This window comes from Staphylococcus devriesei (assembly GCF_002902625.1).
GTDB classification, from domain to species: Bacteria; Bacillota; Bacilli; order Staphylococcales; family Staphylococcaceae; genus Staphylococcus; species Staphylococcus devriesei.
On the sequence record NZ_PPRG01000031.1, the window covers coordinates 30,638 to 48,752 of the forward strand.

Here is an 18,115-nt window from a genome sequence, read left to right on the forward strand (position 1 = left end):
TAATTAAATCACAAATATATCTATCTGAAATTTTAGAAATTTAGTATGTTCTTTTTTTAATATCTCATGATACGGATATATTATTTATCTTCTTCTATACTCAATTGGCCAAATTGGAAGAAATAAAGATAGCCATATACTTTAGACTTTAAAATAGTCTCTAATGTGTTTTTATAATATTTCATTTGAATTTTATATTTATCGCGAAGTTGAACACCAATCTCTTCATCAGTTAAACCACGTCGTCTGTTAAAAGCATCCGTTTTATAATCTACAAAGTAGTATTGATTATCTTCTAAGAAAATCAAATCAATCATCCCTTGTATAATAGATACATCCTCATCTTCCTCTGGCATTTCATCTACCCTTGCCTGATTAACGACGAATGGCAACTCTCGAAAGACTTTATCTGCTTGCGTTATTCTCATATACAAGTCACTTCGAATAAATCTCATAACTTCTTCATACTGAATATCTTTTTTAGCATCTTCTTCTATAATATGATTGTCAATCAACTTATCTATATAATCGTCTAACTCAGTTTCAGTTAACCGTTCTTCTTTAAATGGTAAGTGTTGCATAACCGTATGCATTAACGTACCTCTTTCATTAGCCTTACGTTTCTTATCTTCTCGAAGGAACTTAGGTCGTTCATATGTTGAAACGCCTATTCTATATTGACGTACTCTCTCGTAGCTAGTCCCACTTTCCTCAGTTTCTAATTGACGTTTCAACTCAGATACTGATTGTTTCGAAGGCTTTTCTGTATCTTTTATAAAAGGATACTTAAACGATAACTGTTCATTAATTTGTTGTTTTAACCTATCATCGTTTGAACCACCCGTTTCAATATCTTCAATAGTACGATACTCGCTTTCTTCATTATCTATCGCAATATCAAGGTCATCAAAGTGTTGGACCTTAACGTCAACAGTTGGATATAGGCTATCTTCTAAGTCCTCAATTGAGCGTTCAAATTGATATTCTGGAACGAGCGATGTCGACTTATGCTTTGCTAGTATACTGAAAATTAATTCGAATGATGATTTAGCTTCAAGTCGTTCATGTGATGCTAATAGATCATTTGAAATAGTTTTCTTTTCATAACTGAGCAATTTATCTTCTTTATCAACTGTTCCAATAAGGATTAGTTGCTCTTTAGCACGAGTTAAAGCAACATAAATCAAACGCATCTCTTCAGAAATCATTTCTCTTTTCGCATTTTCTTTAATAATTAACGAGAGAAGAGATGGGAAAGAAATATTTTGTTCTAAATCATAATATTGCAAGCCGAGTCCATATTTTTGATTAAGCAGAAGTGGCGCACCTAATTCTTTTACTTTATATTCTTTAGTCAATCCGACATAAATGACGAAAGGAAATTCAAGTCCCTTACTACTGTGAACTGTCATCATACGAACAACATCATCATTAGGGCCTATCACATTTTCTTCACCAAAATCTTGATTTCGTTCAATTAATTCATCGATATATCTAATAAATTGATATAACCCTCTAAACGTTGAATTTTCGAATTCAATAGCTTTATTAAATAGCCCGTAAAGGTTAGCACGTCTAGCTTTCCCTCCTATTAAGCCACTAAAATATTGAATCACAAAATGGTCATTATAAAATTTGTCTATTAATTGATACACGGCATGGTCTTGACTATAGTCTTGATACATTTCTAAATCATTAATAAAGTACTGCAATTTCGCAACCACTTCTTTTGGAGATGCATCATCTTGTATGTAATGCATAATAGATTGATAAAAATAATCATCATTAGAACTTGTAACACGAATTTGTGCTAATTCATCTTCAGTAAATTGATAGATGACTGAACGCATTAACCCAACAAGATAGATATCTTGAAGCGGGTTATCTACTGTTCTTAAAAATGACAAGACTAGACGAACTTCGGTCTGATCAAAATATCCTTCTTTACTGTTAACGTGAAATGGAATACGACTGTTCTTAAAGGCTTTCTGTATATTACGTGAATTCTTCACATCTCTACTTAAAATCACAATATCTTTATAAGATGGCTTGCGATGCCTACCTGTCTTCATATCATAAACTTCTTGCTCTTCTAAAATATGTTTGACCTGTTCAACAATGTAATATGCTTCTTGCTCTTTTTTATCTTTATCAAGTGAGACATCTTCCGACTTCACTAATGCATGTAATTCAAATGGCATTCTCTTTTGTGAGTATTGAGTAGCACCATAATATAAACGAGCATCAGCGTCATAATCAATTTCTCCTACCTCTTTATCCATCATATGATTAAAAAGATAATTAGTAGTATAGAGTACTTCTTGTCTTGAACGAAAGTTCTTAGATAAATCAATACGCAATCCAGTACCGTCATTGTCTTTTTCAAATCTATTGTACTTACCCATAAATAATGTAGGATCGGCCTGTCTAAATTTATAGATCGATTGCTTAACATCTCCTACCATAAATAAGTTACCGTTGGATTCATCTCCACGCTTAATCTTTGAAATAATAGCTTCTTGAACTTGGTTGGTATCTTGATATTCGTCAATGAGTATTTCTTCAAATTGGCGACGGTAATCTTGTGCAATTGAAGATGGGTTGCCTTGTTCATCTGTTAAAATCTGCAATGCAAATTGTTCATAATCAGAAAAATCTAATACATTTCTATTACGTTTTTTGTGGCCAAATGTCTCAATAATATCTTTAACTACACGTATAAGATATTGCACTCTCGGAACTAACTTACGCATATCTTGTTTTAAATCTTCAGTCGAACGCATGAAGTATTCATTTTTTACATCAATGACTTTATTTCTATAACTCTTATAGAATTCTTTAATATTTTCTAATAACTCATCATTATCATTTTCTTTTTTTATTTTGGCAGACATCATTGGAAATTTACTTGGTTCATGTTCAATTAATATTTCTTTATTAAGCAAGCCACCTTCTATTACTTTTTCACAAAAAGCTCTTTCAGTCTTAACTACATCAATATGTTTTTCAACGGCATTACAGCTTAATAAGAGACTTTCCGCTTCTCTTAGTGCATCATAAGCTGCCGTAATTTGAACATTAGCTATATTAGACAATTCGTTTAGCAATAATTGATACATCTCTTCATCTTCATAAGGCTTAACCAAACGATCTAACCATTCATATGGAGAAGGATTAGCGATACTAAATTTATAAAAGTTTTTTAATATTCTACGAAAGTTTTCATCGTTACGGTCATTAGAAAGTTGCTCTACTAACGTTACGAACTCCACGGCAGGATCTTCATAATGTGTTTCTAGAACTTCATCAATAGATTGATCTAATAATAATTCATTCTCCATATCAGTTATAGTACGAAAGTTAGGATCAAGGTCAATCACATCATAATGTTGTTGAATAATTTTCAAACAAAAACTGTGTAAGGTTGAAATTTGAGCTTGATGAATTTTTATACGTTGATTTTTGAGATGCTCATTACTTGGGTCGTCGATTGATGCTTGTTGAATACGTTGGTCAACACGATGTTTCATCTCTCGAGCACTTAAGTTGGTAAAGCTTACTACTAATAATTTATCAACATCTATTTCATCTCTAATAATTTTTTGAATAATACGTTCTACTAAAACAGCCGTTTTACCTGAGCCAGCTGCGGCAGCCACAAGCGTATCTTGCCCGTTCGCATAGATACTCTGCCATTGGGCATCCGTCCATTGTGCCTCTGGTGGTTTAACTGGTATATTATTCATCATTTTCACCGCTTTCTAACTCTACGTCTTGAATTGCTTGTATCGGATCTATCGATTCATCTACATAGTGATAGTTTTTATTATCAATAAGGTTATCTACATGACAGACCGACTTAAAACTACAAAATTCACATGGTAATCTATTATCAAATTTAAGTGGCGCAACTTCTGTATGGCCGTCTAAAATATTTGATGCCGTTTCTATAAAGTTGTCTTTATTGTGTTTTATAAATTTATGAATTGTTGTTTCATCTGCTACGCTACTATCTCTAGTCGAAAAGTTACCGTCTTTTTTCAATGTTACAGGCACAATATCTGATCGAGGTGTATCATCCAATCGAATATCCAACGCATCGACAACGTCCATATCACTATTAACTAATCCACGTAATTTATATTTTTTGAGAAAAGCTTTATTTAAATTATTTTCTTCTAAAGCATCATCTTTCATTTTTCCCCATGAATCAAACTTGAGTCGTTCATCATGGACATGGAAATAAAGTAGTCCGCCCGGTTTTATTTCTTCAGTAAGACCTAAACGTTGTGCATTTTGTAATGCTACATCCATATACGTCATCATCTGCATTTGCTTACCATAATATACTTTTTTCAAATCTAGCTTAGCGCTAGTATCTGAGGATTTATAATCAACGATATTAACATAGCTTATATTGTCTTTCGTATAAGCATCAATGCGGTCAATTTGACCACGTATATTAATTGGAATCCCCTGTTTAGTAATAAGAGGTTGTGCTATTAGTTCTTCCTCATTACGTGGTGTCTTTCTAAATCCTGTTTCAAATCGTTGAGGTCTAAATTTGGTATTTTCGTTTTGATAGCGAAGTGCTTTAAGCGTACTTTCAACTATTACTCCAATACGTTTAGAGACATAACGATAATAAGCATTCGAGTCCATTAAATTAAACTGAACATGTGGCAACACATTTTCTAACGCTTCGACAGTTAAAGCGTGAATTTTTTTATTATCTAGATGTCTAAAATCGCCTTCTATTTTGTCGGATATATATTTTAATGCTGTGTGGAATATATTTCCTAAATCAAAATTTTCAAGCTTATACTTCGTACGCTCATTTAAGCGTAAACCGTAATTTGCATAGTGCTTAAATGGACAATCATTATAACCTTCAAAACGCGATACACTAGCATTAATCGTTGTACCGTATAGTGACGTAGCTAATTGTTCACCTAGTTGAATAGTTTCGTTGTCGTAGGTAAGAGAGGTTAATAAGTAAGTTAACCCGTCGTTTAAATCATCGTTATCACGCATAACCTGATATGCATCTAGCCATGTTTCTGCTACCGCTTCATCTTCGAGCCAAGCTTTTAAAGCTTCGAATAATGCAACTTTTGTTTGATGTGGATGTTCCATCAATGTTAATGGTTGTGAATTATGAATATAGTGTATATTTGTTACTTCAAGGCCATTAAACAACTCTTCAATTTGATTAAGGAAAGGACTCTTCTCTTTGTCGTCACCTTGTACTCCCATCAAACTATAAGAAAATGTTACACGGTCACACCCGCGTGTCATAGCGATATAACATACAAACGCTTCATCCATTTGTAAAATATCAGCAGTCGGACTTAATTCGACTTGTGCTTGTTGCTCAAATATTTTCTTTTCTTCATCAGTAATCAAGCTTGATGAAGATACGGGTTGTGGCATAGCGCCATCATTCATTCCCACCATATAAATATGCTTTTTATTATCAACTTTCGCTAAATCCATTGTACCAATACTTACTTGATCAAGCGTTTGTGGAATCATCACAAATTCAAGTTGCTCTAGCCCAATATCAAATACCTCTAAAAAGCGTTTAAGCGTCATTTCTTCTTCATCAAATACAGTAACTAAATCATCTAATATTTGAATTAGACCGTTCCAAATTTGATCAATTTCTTCCGCTTCTTCATGATAACCATCCACATCAAGTTGATCTCGCTTAGCCATCAAATATTTCGGTAAATCAAAGGACTCCATAGTCTCATAGAAAGCCGTCGCAAAGCCTTTTACATTCGAAGCATTGTTCATAGCTTTTTCGAAACTTAATATTTTATCTATAACATCAACTTTCAAATTAACCACTTGTTCAAATGTTTCACGCTCTTCTTCTGAAAGTTTATGTTCTTTGCGTCCCATTTTAGTGAAATTATCTACACTAAATAATTGTTCGTCTAACCAGCGCTTACCATAAATGCCCCTTTCAACGACAAAATTCTCCAGTAAATCAATTAAATAATCGCTATCTTTAAATTGATGTGACAAGATATTCGTTTTAAATAAACGCATCATTGGACTGATATTCCAATTTGTTTGAATAACTTCTAAAAGCGAACGAACCATCTCCATAATTGGATGATGTGTCATAGATTTTTTAGTATCAATATTAAACGGGATATTATATTGGGGTAACACTGAATCAAACAGATATGCGTATGTTTCATCACGATACAAAATTGCAATATCCTGGTATCTATAATGCTCATCACGAGTATCTTTAATAATTTGACGCGCTATTTCATTGACTTCTTCTCGCATATTTGAAGATTCTAAAATTTTGATATTACCTTCATGAGCTTTAGGTGTCACTTGCAACGCATCAAATTGCTGTTCTAATTGGAGTAAATCTTTATTATTAAAACGATATTGTTTTCTAAAATATTGACGGTTTAAGGTAATACCTAAGTCATTAGCTATCTCTTGTAAATGTGTAAGTACTTCTGACGGTTTTCTAAACAAACTAAACGGGTCTTCATTACCATCTGTTGTTAAAAGTACGGTAACTTGTTTAGCATTTTGAACGAATGCTTTAATAATTTGATATTCTAATGTCGAAAAGTTATGGAAACCATCTATGTAGATTTCAGCACGTTTAATCCACTCTGATTGATGCATAATTTCAATAAAATGATTTAAACTATCTTCTGCAGTAATAAATTTATCGTTAATACGCTCTTCAAAGTAATGATAAATCAGAGAGATGTCTTCTAATTTATGGCGCGTTCTTGTTTGAATTTCATTTTCTTGTAAAAAGGCTTGTAAATGGTCTGGTGTTACTGAATATTTTTTAAAATCTTGTATTTGCTCAGTTAACTTCTCACTAAATCCATAATAATTCACTTGGGATTTGTACAGTTTTAACTCTGACTTATGTTGTTGAACAAGATTATATATCATCATCTCTGTAGCTGCTTGCGTTAATCGTTCTTCAGTTAATCCTCCAATTTCTTGAAAAATCCTATAACTTAAACGTTCGAAGTGGAGTACTTCCGTTCTTAAGCTACCATTTAACTCTTTGTCATTTACAAATGATTGCTCTAATTGAAACGTACTTTGTGTAGGTGCAATTAAAATGATTGGATCTCCTAAAGGATCTTTTTTCATTTGCTGTTTAATATTTTCAATCATATAGTGGGATTTGCCTGTCCCCGCTCTACCAAGATATGTATTTAATTCCATTCTTCCCCACACTCCTTTGAAACTATTTTATCATAGAACATATGTTCTTAAAAAGTTTTATCATTATAATTTTACAAAGTTATAAAAAGGGATTGGACTAGAATTCAAACTTGAATTTCTATATCCAATCCCCACTATTCATAATTACTTTAAAACCACATATCCAAATTATTCTATTTATCATTATCCGGGTTAAAATTAAATTTAAAATCACTTAATGGCCAAAATCTAAATGAAACTTTACCTACTATTTGGTCCTTATCAATCAAACCGAATGCACGACTGTCTTTACTCACTTCACGATTATCTCCAAGTACTAAATATTTACCTTTAGGAATAACATTTGAGTTTGAATTAGCATTTGGTAAATCTTTAGTTTCAAATGAACCAGTAATATATTCACCCTGTTTACGTTTCTCATTATAGTCTAAGTAAGGTTCTTTAATTTTCTTACCGTTAATATAAAGTTTATCGTCTTTATAAGTTACGTTGTCCCCAGGTACGCCAATTACACGTTTTACATAATCATCGCTTTTATTTGCATGAAAGACAATGACATTGCCCTTTTTAACATCGCCTACTTTATAACCTAAGATATTAACCATCACATGTTGGCCGTCTTTTAAAGTCGGATCCATTGAGTCGCCCTTTATTGTATACGATTTAGCGACAAAGTTTATCATTACCCATACAAGTAATAAACCTATTGCTATAGCGACAATCCATTCGATTATTTCTTTCTTCAAACTTAACACCTCATCTACTTATTAAACTGATAGGTAAATTCCTTAAATGGATAATACTTTAAACTCACATCTCCCACGATGTCTTTTTCGTCAATGAGTCCATATGTACGAGAATCACTTTTTTCATTACCATTATCGTTTAACACAAAATATGAATTTGGCGGTATAATATCTCCGTCAGCTTCATCTATATCACGCAATGCAAAATTATTAATATCTCTATTTTTAGCATAATTTTTATTAACTTGTCTATCATCTCTATATAATTTGCCATCTCTTACTTCAATCGATTCGCCAGGCTTTCCTATAATTCTACTAAAATGAAGGTTATTATTTTGACGATACATAATAATATCCCCATCATTCAATAAATTAAAAGTCACCTTGATTTTATTGACTATAACGCGATCGCCTTTATTCAAGGTAGAAGCCATTTCATTATTAGGAACAATACCACCTCTAATAATGAATGTTTGGATAAACAACACAAATAATATAGCTAGTACAATAGTTATAAGTAGTTTGATTATTCGACGCACTATGTCACTCCTTGTTAATGCCCATAAAGTGGCGTTCAACTTTTTTCCCAACAAACCATAATGCAATGGTAATTAAAACTAGCGTAATCGCTCTAATAGGATGTGTAAAAAATGTAGTTACACTTCTTCCCATCACCGCTATAAAAGTAATAGAAATTAATTTTGAAACGAGTAAAATCACAAAATAATACTTCGCTTTAATGTGAGATAAACTCGCCACGAAATTAACTAGAGTATTCGGGGTAAAAGGAAAGCACATCAATATAAATATTGGCAATAATCCTTGTCTATCTATAAAATGTATCAATCTTTCAACAGATTTACGTGTTCTAATTTGTTGCATAAATTTAGCGTTTACAAATTTCCGGCAAAAGAAAAAGACTGTAAACGTCCCTGCTACAATCCCTAACCAACTGATGATAGTTCCTACTAAAAACCCATATGCATGAACATTCAAAATAACGTATAACGTTAAGGGAAGTACGGGTACAATGGCTCTAAAATAAAGCAATATAAAGCCTGCGAAATATCCTAAATCTTGTAGCAAGTTAAACCATTGTTCAATTTGATGAAACACTGTAACATCAAATCCTTCCTAAATTAATAACAATCATTGTTTCATAGAAATATTTTACACTGTTTACTATATAAATCTACCATAAACTTAATAAATCAGTCACAGGTAGTAGTTCAAATTTATACCTTAGATTTAATATAAACGTATAAAACTCAAAAAGTCGATATGGAATTTCATCCATACCGACTTTAAAATTCTAAAGTATATTCATTTATTTAAACTTATAAACGATCTTCTAATTCTTTTTTCTTATCTTCATATCCAGGTTTACCTAATAAAGCAAACATATTTTGTTTATATGCTTCAACACCTGGTTGGTTAAATGGATTAACACCTAATTGATAGCCACTCATCGCACAAGCTAATTCAAAGAAGTAAACCACATAACCGAATGTTTCTTCGTCTAAACGTGGAATATTGACTACTACGTTAGGAACGCCACCATCAGTGTGGGCTAATAATGTACCTTCGAAGGCTTTTGTATTAACTTCATCAATCGTTTTACCTGCTAAATAATTTAATCCATCTAAATCATCACTATCTTCTTCAATCGTAATGTCATGTTTAGGATTATTTACTTTCACAACTGTTTCAAATAAGAAGCGACGTCCTTCTTGAACATATTGACCTAATGAATGTAAATCAGTTGTATAGTTAGCACTTGATGGATAGATGCCTTTGAAATCTTTACCTTCAGATTCGCCGTATAATTGTTTCCACCATTCGTTGAAATATTGCATTGAAGGCTCGTAGTTAATTAACATTTCAGTAGTATAACCTTTGCTATATAAAATGTTACGGATAGTAGCATATTGATATGCAATATTTTCATCTAAATTATCAGATGCAAGTTCTTTACGTGCTTTGTTAGCACCGATCATAATTGATTCAATATTAATACCCGCCGTTGCAATTGGTAATAAACCTACTGCTGTTAAGACAGAATAACGTCCGCCAACATCATCAGGCACTACAAACGTTTCATAGCCTTCATTATCAGCTAATTGTTTTAAAGCACCTTTCGCTTTATCAGTAGTCGCGAAAATACGTTCTTTCGCTTCTTTTTTACCATATTTGTCTTCTACTAATTGTTTAAACAATCTAAATGCAACTGCTGGTTCAGTAGTCGTACCTGATTTAGAAATTACGTTCACTGAAAAGTCTTTATCTGCTAAATAGTCAACTAATTCTTGTGTGTAGCTAGAAGATAAATGATTACCCACAAAGACAATTTCAGGGTATTCAGTGCTGTTACGGAATGAAGAAGTCAACATTTCAATCGCTGCACGTGCACCTAGGTATGAACCACCAATTCCAATAACAACTAATACATCTGAATTGGATTTAATACGTTTAGACGCTTCTACAATTCTTGAAAATTCTTCTTTATCGTAGTCTTCAGGTAAATCAACCCATCCTAAGAAATCGTTACCTGCACCAGTTCCTTCATGGATTGTTTTATGGATAGTTTTAACAATATCTTTTTGTTGATCAAGTTCATGTTGCCCAAAAAATTCTAAAGTTTTGCCATAATCTAATTGAATGTGAGTCATTTAAAAGCCTCCTGTATATCCTTATTAACTTAATTCTACTAACTTTATGTTCTCTATTCAATTGACATGATTATAAATTCACATATTTCTATATAATATAGACAATTTTTAGCCATTTTTTATTTTTTGAAAATGAATAATTTATTAATACTCAAAAAAGCTACAATAACCTAATTTTCTCCAAATTAAGCTATTTATAACATTTAAAAATATTTTACGCTCGAATAATTTTTTGTATATTTATGTAAAATAATGGTTTTATTTTCATTACATATCTGTTAGTATAAATTTATAATAATTTTCAGAAAAATAATGAGGTGACAATATGAACGAGAAAATCGTATTAGCATATTCAGGTGGATTAGACACAAGTGTAGCCGTTAAATGGCTTATTGATAAAGGTTACGATGTGGTAGCTGTTTGTTTAGATGTAGGTGAAGGTAAAGACTTAGACGTCGTTCATTCAAAAGCATTGGATATGAGCGCAGTTGAATGTCATATTATCGATGCTACAAAAGAATTTAGTGATGATTATGTAAGTTACGCTATTAAAGGTAATTTAATGTATGAAAATAGCTACCCACTCGTTTCAGCATTATCACGTCCTCTTATCGCTAAAAAATTAGTCGAAATTGCTGAAAAAACGAATTCTGTCGGTATTGCACATGGTTGTACTGGTAAAGGTAATGACCAAGTACGTTTCGAAGTTGCTATCAAAGCATTAAATCCTAACCTTAAAGCATTTGCGCCAGTAAGAGAATGGGGTTGGAGTCGTGAAGAAGAAATTGATTATGCCCTTAAACACAATATCCCAGTAGGCATAAATTATGACTCTCCATATTCAATCGACCAAAACTTATGGGGCCGTGCCAACGAATGTGGTATCTTAGAAGATCCATATGCAGCACCTCCTAAAGATGCATATGATCTAACTGCCGAATTAGAAGATACACCAGATACACCGGATGAAATTATCCTTTCATTTAAAGAAGGCATACCGGTAAAACTTAACAACAAAGATTATGACTTAGATCAATTAATCTTAACGTTAAACGAATTAGCTGGTAAACATGGAATTGGACGTATTGACCATGTTGAAAACCGTCTCGTAGGTATTAAATCTCGTGAAATTTATGAAACACCTGGGGCAGAAGTCATTCTAAAAGCACATAAAGCTTTAGAAACATTAACGCTAACTAAAGATATTGCGCACTTCAAACCAGTGATTGAAAAACAATTTGCCGAACAAACATATAATGGTTTGTGGTTCTCACCTTTAACAGATAGCTTAAAACTATTTATTGATAGTACGCAAAAACACGTCGAAGGTGATGTGAGAATTAAATTATTCAAAGGTAACGCTATTGTAAATGGTAGAAAATCACCATATACGTTATATGATGAAAAATTAGCAACGTATACAAAAGAAGATGCATTTAATCAATCAGCTGCAGTAGGATTTATTGATATTTACGGTTTACCTACTCAAGTAAATGCACAATTACACGGAGGTTATAGTAATGAGTGATAAAGCATGGGGAGGTCGATTTCAACAACAACCTGAAGACTGGGTGGATGAATTTAACGCGTCCATCGAATTCGACCAAACGTTGTTGGATGAAGATATCCAAGGCAGTATTGCCCATGCCACGATGTTAGCGCACCAACATATCATTACTAACGACGATAAAGATGCTATCATTGATGGTTTAAAAGCAATACAACAAGATTTTCATAATAATAAGCTAGAATTCAAAAAATCCCTTGAAGATATTCATTTAAATATTGAACATGAACTGATTCAACGTATCGGTGATGCAGGTGGTAAATTGCATACAAGTCGTAGTAGAAATGACCAAGTAGCGACTGATTTACATTTATACGTAAAAAAAGAAGTTCAAGGCATTCAAACTTTAATACGTTCATTCCAAGCATCAATTTTAGAACTTGCGCAATCTCATGTTGATACAATTATGCCAGGTTATACACACCTTCAACGTGCGCAACCTATTTCCTTTGCGCATCATATTATGACGTACTTCTGGATGCTTGAACGTGACTATTCTCGTTTTGAAGATAGTATGAAACGTATCAACATTTCACCACTAGGAGCAGCAGCACTTAGCGGTACAACGCACCCTATCGATCGTCATGAGACACAACAACTTCTAGAATTTGATTATATTTATGAAAATAGTTTAGATGCTGTGAGTGACCGTGATTACATTATTGAAACATTGCATAATATTTCACTTACAATGATACATTTATCACGCTTTGCAGAAGAAATTATCTTTTGGTCTACTGACGAAGCTAAATTCATCACTTTATCTGATGCGTTCTCTACAGGCTCATCGATTATGCCACAGAAAAAGAATCCAGATATGGCTGAATTAATTCGTGGTAAAGTCGGACGCACAACTGGTTATTTGATGAGCATGCTTATGACATTGAAGGGTTTACCACTCGCATATAATAAAGATTTACAAGAAGACAAAGAAGGTTTATTCGATTCTGTACGTACGGTTAAAGGTTCATTACGTATATTTGAAGGTATGTTAGATACATTGACTGTTAATACGGATCGTTTAAACGAAACGGTACATCAAGACTTTTCAAATGCGACTGAGTTGGCAGATTATTTAGTTGCTAAAAATGTCCCATTCAGAAAAGCACATGAAATCGTTGGTAAAATTGTCTTCGAATGTATTCAACAAGGTATTTATTTATTAGATATACCGCTAGAGCGTTATCAAGAATTAAACGAGCAAATTGATACAGATGTCTATGATTATTTAAAACCTGAAAGTTGCCTGAATCGTAGAAAGAGCTACGGTTCCACTGGCCAGGATGCAGTACGACACCAACTAGAAGTAGCAGAACATATCTTACAAGATAAGTAACCAAAACCCCTATCATACTCTAGTAGTGTGCATAGGGGTTTTGTATATTTAAACATAATCTTATATTAGCAAGGTTATGAATGGAGAGACAGCTTATGAAATTACAACCAAATGTTAAATTACGATTACTGATAATGTTTATACAGAACACCTCAACTAATTCTGTACTTCCATTTATAGCTTTATTATTAACACATTATTTAGGCGGCAGAAAAGCAGGCATTATACTTATAGTCGGTGTAGCGATTAAATTAATTTCTTCCATATTCAATCAAAGTCAATTTAGCATTTCATTACTATACATCTAATTAGTTTACTTTTTTCAAAATCAAAAAAGGATTGAGACACTATATAAATGTCTCAATCCCACTTACTGAACGAGTCCGATGAAATCTTTATAACCACATTAGATTTCTGTCGCTCTCCTACTACTAACTATATCTTATGCCCAACCACGGTAACGTGCTGCTTCAGCAGTACGTTTAATACCAACGATGTAGGCTGCTAATCTCATATCAATTTTTCTATTTTGTGCTAATTCGTAAATCGTATCAAACGCATCTACTAATTTTTCGCGTAATTTTTCGTTTACTTCTTCTTCTGACCAATAATAACCTTGGTTATTTTGTACCCATTCGAAGTAAGACACTGTTACGCCACCTGCACTTGCTAATACGTCTGGTACTAATAAAATGCCATGTTCAGTTAAAATACGTGTTGCAGCAGGTGTTGTTGGTCCATTAGCGGCTTCAACTACGATATCTGCTTTAATTTCATGTGCATTATCTTCAGTGATTTGGTTAGAAATCGCTGCTGGTACTAAGATATCACAATCTAATTCGAACAATTCTTTATTAGAAATTGTTTCATCAAATAAGTTTGTTACAGTACCGAAACTATCACGACGATCTAATAAGTAATCGATATCTAAACCTTCTGGATCGTGTAAAGCGCCATATGCATCAGAAATACCAACTACTTTTGCACCCATATCGTATAAGAATTTAGCAAGGAAACTACCTGCGTTACCAAAGCCTTGGATAACTACACGAGAACCTTTAATTTCTTTACCTCTACGTTTAGCGGCTTGTTCAATTGCGATAACTACACCTAGTGCAGTTGAACGGTCACGTCCTTGTGAACCACCTAATACGATTGGTTTACCTGTAATAAAGCCTGGTGAGTTAAATTTATCTAATACACTATATTCGTCCATCATCCAAGCCATAATTTGAGAGTTTGTAAATACATCTGGTGCTGGAATATCTTTAGTTGGCCCTACGAATTGAGAAATTGCACGCACGTAGCCACGTGATAAACGTTCTACTTCATGAATACTCATTTGGCGTGGGTCACATACGATACCACCTTTACCACCACCGTATGGTAAGTTAACGATACCGCATTTTAAAGTCATCCACATAGATAATGCTTTAACTTCTTCTTCATCTACTTCTGGGTGGAAACGAACCCCACCCTTAGTAGGACCTACTGCATCGTTATGTTGTGCACGATAACCAGTAAATGTTTTAACTGTTCCGTCATCCATACGCACTGGGATGCGAACTTGTAAGAATCTTAATGGTTCTTTGATTAAATCATACATACCATCGTCAAATCCCAATTTGTGTAATGCTTCTTTAATAATACTTTGTGTAGAAGTCACTAAATTATTATTCTCAGTCATGATCACTTTCGCCTCTTTTTTAACAAATGATTTCGCTTTCATACATATTGTAACACATGTCTTTGCTTTTTAAAGGGTTTTCAAAATGAATGTTACAACTTTTTGAACTTATTTAAATACGCTTCTAATTCTGTCTAATGCATCGTCTAATTCTTCTTTAGAAATAACTAAAGGAGGTGCAAAACGAATCACCGTATCGTGTGTTTCTTTACATAATAAGCCTTTTTCTTTTAAAGCTTCACAGAACGGTCTTGCACTTTCATGTAATTCCACACCAATAAAGAGACCGCGACCACGAACTTCTTTAATTGCTGGATGATTAATTTTTTGTAATTCAGATTTGAAGTATTCACCTAGTTCTTGTGAACGTACTGGTAAATCCTCATCGATAATAACATCTAATGCAGCGATTGATACTGCGCATGCTAATGGATTACCACCAAATGTTGAACCATGTGAACCTGGTGTAAAGACATCTAACACTTCATTATCAGCTAGGACTACTGAAATTGGTAAGACACCTCCGCCAAGTGCTTTTCCTAAAATATAAACATCTGGTTTAACGTTATCCCAATCAGTAGCAAATAATTTACCTGAACGGCCTAAACCAGCTTGAATTTCATCGGCAATAAATAGTACATTATGTTCATCACATAACTCTCTAATCGTTTTTAAATAGCCTTCTGGTGGGATGTTGATGCCTGCTTCACCTTGAATAGGCTCAACTAAGATAGCTGCTGTATTTTCATTAATAGCTTCTTTTAATTGATCTACGTCTCCGAAGTCGACTTTACGGAAACCGTCAAGTAATGGGCCGTAGCCACGTTGATATTCCGCTTCAGATGATAATGATACGGGCGCCATTGTACGTCCATGGAAGTTGCCATTTAAAGCAATAATTTCGGCTTTATTTGGTTCAAGACCTTTGACATCATATGCCCAACGACGTGCAGCTTTTAATGCAGTTTCTACCGCTTCAGCTCCTGTATTCATTGGTAATGCTTTGTCTTTACCTGCTAATTTACAAATTTTTTCATACCATTCCCCTAAGTTATCACTGTGGAAGGCGCGTGATACTAATGTCACTTTATCCGCTTGATCTTTTAACGCTTGGATAATTTTAGGATGACGGTGACCTTGGTTTACTGCTGAATATGCTGACAACATATCCATATATTTATTACCTTCAGGATCAGTTACCCAAATACCTTCTGCTTCTGCTACAACGATTGGTAGAGGTACATAGTTACGTGCTCCATAATGGTTTGTTAATTCAATGATTTGTTCTGACTTAGTCATAATATCTCCCCTTTGTTTAAAATTATATTAAAACTAGTGGCCATACGTTATCGGCTTTCGATGACTTGTGTATCTAAATAAAAGCCCTTACAGATATAATGACACATTATGTTAATATTTTACAAGTGAAAATAATGAAAATTTTCCGATAATTAAAAGATTTGATCTTTTTAAGATTAAGCGTAAAAAACTCCCTATAAAGTTTTCAGTATCTGATTACTTTAAGGGAGCATACTATAATATTTATTATTTCTAGATATTAAGATTTGCTATCTGTATTTTCATCTTTACGTGGTAATGGATAGAAACCTTCATTGAATTGTTTCCATAAATTTGGGGGTAATTCATGGTTGTCTTCACGTTTTGGATCGAAGTATGAGATAATTTCGTCTTCGTTACCTTCTTTAATTTTGCTCACAAAATTATAATCTAGTAAGATTTCACGACCAAGTGCCACAAGTTCAATGCCTGTTGTCTCAATCGCATCTAAGGCATCGTCAGCAGTAAATACCGAGCCAATACCTATAACTGGCACGCGTCCATTAGTCCATTCATGAATTAATTTCAAGCGTTCTTGACCCGCATATTTACCTTCACGTGTTTCAGAATGAATATCACCAAGAGAAATGTGAATATAATCAATCGCTTTTTCAGTGATAGTATTCACTAATTGTTCAGTGATTTCCATTGATATTCCTGGCGATTCTGCTTCTTCAGGAGAAAGTCTATAACCTACGATAAAGTCATTATTCGCATATTGTTCTTTAGCTTTTAAAACTTCATCAATAACTGCTGTTGGGAATTTCATATGATCTGCCCATTCATCATTTCTTCTATTGTAATAAGGAGATACGAACTGATGTATTAGATAATGATTGGCACCATGGATTTCCACACCGTCAAAGCCCGCTTCAATCGCACGACGTGTTGCTTCACCAAAGTCCTTAATTGTTTGTTCAATTTCTTCTGAAGTAATCTCTCTAGCCTGATGTTCTTCTTGTTGTCCAAAACTTTTTAAGGAAATTGGGCTTGGTGCAACCACGTCGCCATTTGGTGTTAAATTAGGTAAAGCTTGCGCCCCCCCGTGATGAATTTGGACTAAAGCTTTAGCACCATTTTTCTTCATTGCAGTAGCTAAGCGTTTTAAACCATCTAAATCTGAATCGTGTGCTACTGATGGTTGACCTGGAAAAGCTTTCCCAATGTCGTTAACGTTACTTGCAGCACTAATAGCTAATCCAACATCTTTAGAACGCTTTTCAATATATGGAATTTCTACATCAGAAATTGTACCATCATCATTTGATGATACGTGTGTAAGTGGCGCTAATACGAAGCGATTTCTTAGTTCAACGCCGTTAGGTAATGTAACAGTTTCAAATAACTTCTCATATTTATTATTCATAACTATTCTCTCCTTCTTAATCATGCACACACTATAGCACGGAAGAATAATTATCCTCTAACTATATGCTTATGTGTGCTTTACTACTCAACTCTCTTCTTCCCGAAAATCAAAAAAATCATTCATAGAATATAGTTTCTTCCAACATAAAAAAGCTAACACTACTATTGATAAGTAAT

General features: G+C 33.5%; 12 protein-coding genes. 3 read left to right on the forward strand and 9 right to left on the reverse strand.

Features of this window, described 5'->3' with window-relative positions:
• Positions 1-80: 80 nt before the first annotated feature.
• The 6 genes from addA to CD147_RS05190 all read right to left on the reverse strand — a co-directional run bounded on the left by addA (position 81) and on the right by CD147_RS05190 (position 10,642).
• Positions 81-3,746: a helicase-exonuclease AddAB subunit AddA gene (addA, locus tag CD147_RS05165; RefSeq protein ID WP_103166371.1), complete on the reverse strand. Its 3,666-nt coding sequence runs from the start codon at positions 3,744-3,746 to the stop codon at positions 81-83.
• Positions 3,739-7,227 carry a helicase-exonuclease AddAB subunit AddB gene (gene addB / locus CD147_RS05170; protein WP_103166372.1) on the reverse strand — a complete coding sequence of 1,163 codons (3,489 nt, stop codon included), beginning with the start codon at positions 7,225-7,227 and terminating at the stop codon, positions 3,739-3,741. Before addB ends, addA begins: the two co-directional genes overlap by 8 nt.
• Positions 7,228-7,400: 173 nt before the next feature.
• On the reverse strand, positions 7,401-7,973 hold the full coding sequence (gene lepB, locus CD147_RS05175; protein ID WP_103166373.1) for a signal peptidase I: 573 nt from the start codon (positions 7,971-7,973) through the stop codon (positions 7,401-7,403).
• A 14-nt stretch (positions 7,974-7,987) separates the two neighbouring features.
• Positions 7,988-8,512, reverse strand: a complete 525-nt coding sequence (gene lepB, locus CD147_RS05180; RefSeq protein WP_103166374.1) for a signal peptidase I — start codon at positions 8,510-8,512, stop codon at positions 7,988-7,990.
• Between the two features lie 4 nt (positions 8,513-8,516).
• Entirely contained in the window at positions 8,517-9,089 is a 573-nt protein-coding gene (locus CD147_RS05185; RefSeq protein ID WP_103166375.1) for a TVP38/TMEM64 family protein, read from the reverse strand.
• Positions 9,090-9,310: 221 nt separating this feature from the next.
• The gene (locus CD147_RS05190) at positions 9,311-10,642 is read right to left on the reverse strand and encodes a glucose-6-phosphate isomerase (RefSeq protein ID WP_103166376.1); all 1,332 of its coding nucleotides are present in this window, start codon (positions 10,640-10,642) and stop codon (positions 9,311-9,313) included.
• A 325-nt stretch (positions 10,643-10,967) separates the two neighbouring features.
• Between CD147_RS05190 and CD147_RS05195 the strand changes: the two genes are divergently transcribed.
• The 3 genes from CD147_RS05195 (at position 10,968) to CD147_RS05205 (ending at position 13,853) form a co-directional block, all read left to right on the forward strand.
• Positions 10,968-12,170, forward strand: coding sequence for an argininosuccinate synthase (locus tag CD147_RS05195; protein ID WP_103166377.1), 1,203 nt, complete (start codon positions 10,968-10,970; stop codon positions 12,168-12,170).
• Positions 12,163-13,545 carry an argininosuccinate lyase gene (gene argH, locus CD147_RS05200; RefSeq protein ID WP_103166378.1) on the forward strand — a complete coding sequence of 461 codons (1,383 nt, stop codon included), beginning with the start codon at positions 12,163-12,165 and terminating at the stop codon, positions 13,543-13,545. The genes CD147_RS05195 and argH overlap by 8 nt, the downstream gene beginning before the upstream one ends.
• A 95-nt stretch (positions 13,546-13,640) precedes the next feature.
• Positions 13,641-13,853: a hypothetical protein gene (locus CD147_RS05205; protein ID WP_103166379.1), complete on the forward strand. Its 213-nt coding sequence runs from the start codon at positions 13,641-13,643 to the stop codon at positions 13,851-13,853.
• Positions 13,854-13,987: 134 nt separating this feature from the next.
• Here CD147_RS05205 and CD147_RS05210 read toward each other — a convergent pair whose 3' ends face one another.
• The 3 genes from CD147_RS05210 to CD147_RS05220 all read right to left on the reverse strand — a co-directional run bounded on the left by CD147_RS05210 (position 13,988) and on the right by CD147_RS05220 (position 17,936).
• On the reverse strand, positions 13,988-15,232 hold the full coding sequence (locus CD147_RS05210) for a Glu/Leu/Phe/Val family dehydrogenase (RefSeq protein WP_103166417.1): 1,245 nt from the start codon (positions 15,230-15,232) through the stop codon (positions 13,988-13,990).
• 108 nt (positions 15,233-15,340) lie between these two features.
• Entirely contained in the window at positions 15,341-16,531 is a 1,191-nt protein-coding gene (locus CD147_RS05215; protein WP_103166380.1) for an ornithine--oxo-acid transaminase, read from the reverse strand.
• 259 nt (positions 16,532-16,790) lie between these two features.
• Complete coding sequence (locus CD147_RS05220; protein WP_103166381.1) at positions 16,791-17,936, reverse strand: NADH-dependent flavin oxidoreductase; 1,146 nt, start codon at positions 17,934-17,936, stop codon at positions 16,791-16,793.
• Between the last annotated feature and the right edge of the window lie 179 nt (positions 17,937-18,115).

Bases quoted from the DNA above. Each gene is read 5' to 3' on its own strand.
- addA (WP_103166371.1), bottom strand. From the start codon at position 3,746: ATGAATAATATACCAGTTAAACCACCAGAGGCACAATGGACGGATGCC.
- addB (WP_103166372.1), bottom strand. From the start codon at position 7,227: ATGGAATTAAATACATATCTTGGTAGAGCGGGGACAGGCAAATCCCAC.
- CD147_RS05190 (WP_103166376.1), bottom strand. From the start codon at position 10,642: ATGACTCACATTCAATTAGATTATGGCAAAACTTTAGAATTTTTTGGG.
- CD147_RS05195 (WP_103166377.1), top strand. From the start codon at position 10,968: ATGAACGAGAAAATCGTATTAGCATATTCAGGTGGATTAGACACAAGT.
- argH (WP_103166378.1), top strand. From the start codon at position 12,163: ATGAGTGATAAAGCATGGGGAGGTCGATTTCAACAACAACCTGAAGAC.
- CD147_RS05205 (WP_103166379.1), top strand. From the start codon at position 13,641: ATGAAATTACAACCAAATGTTAAATTACGATTACTGATAATGTTTATA.
- CD147_RS05210 (WP_103166417.1), bottom strand. From the start codon at position 15,232: ATGACTGAGAATAATAATTTAGTGACTTCTACACAAAGTATTATTAAA.
- CD147_RS05215 (WP_103166380.1), bottom strand. From the start codon at position 16,531: ATGACTAAGTCAGAACAAATCATTGAATTAACAAACCATTATGGAGCA.
- CD147_RS05220 (WP_103166381.1), bottom strand. From the start codon at position 17,936: ATGAATAATAAATATGAGAAGTTATTTGAAACTGTTACATTACCTAAC.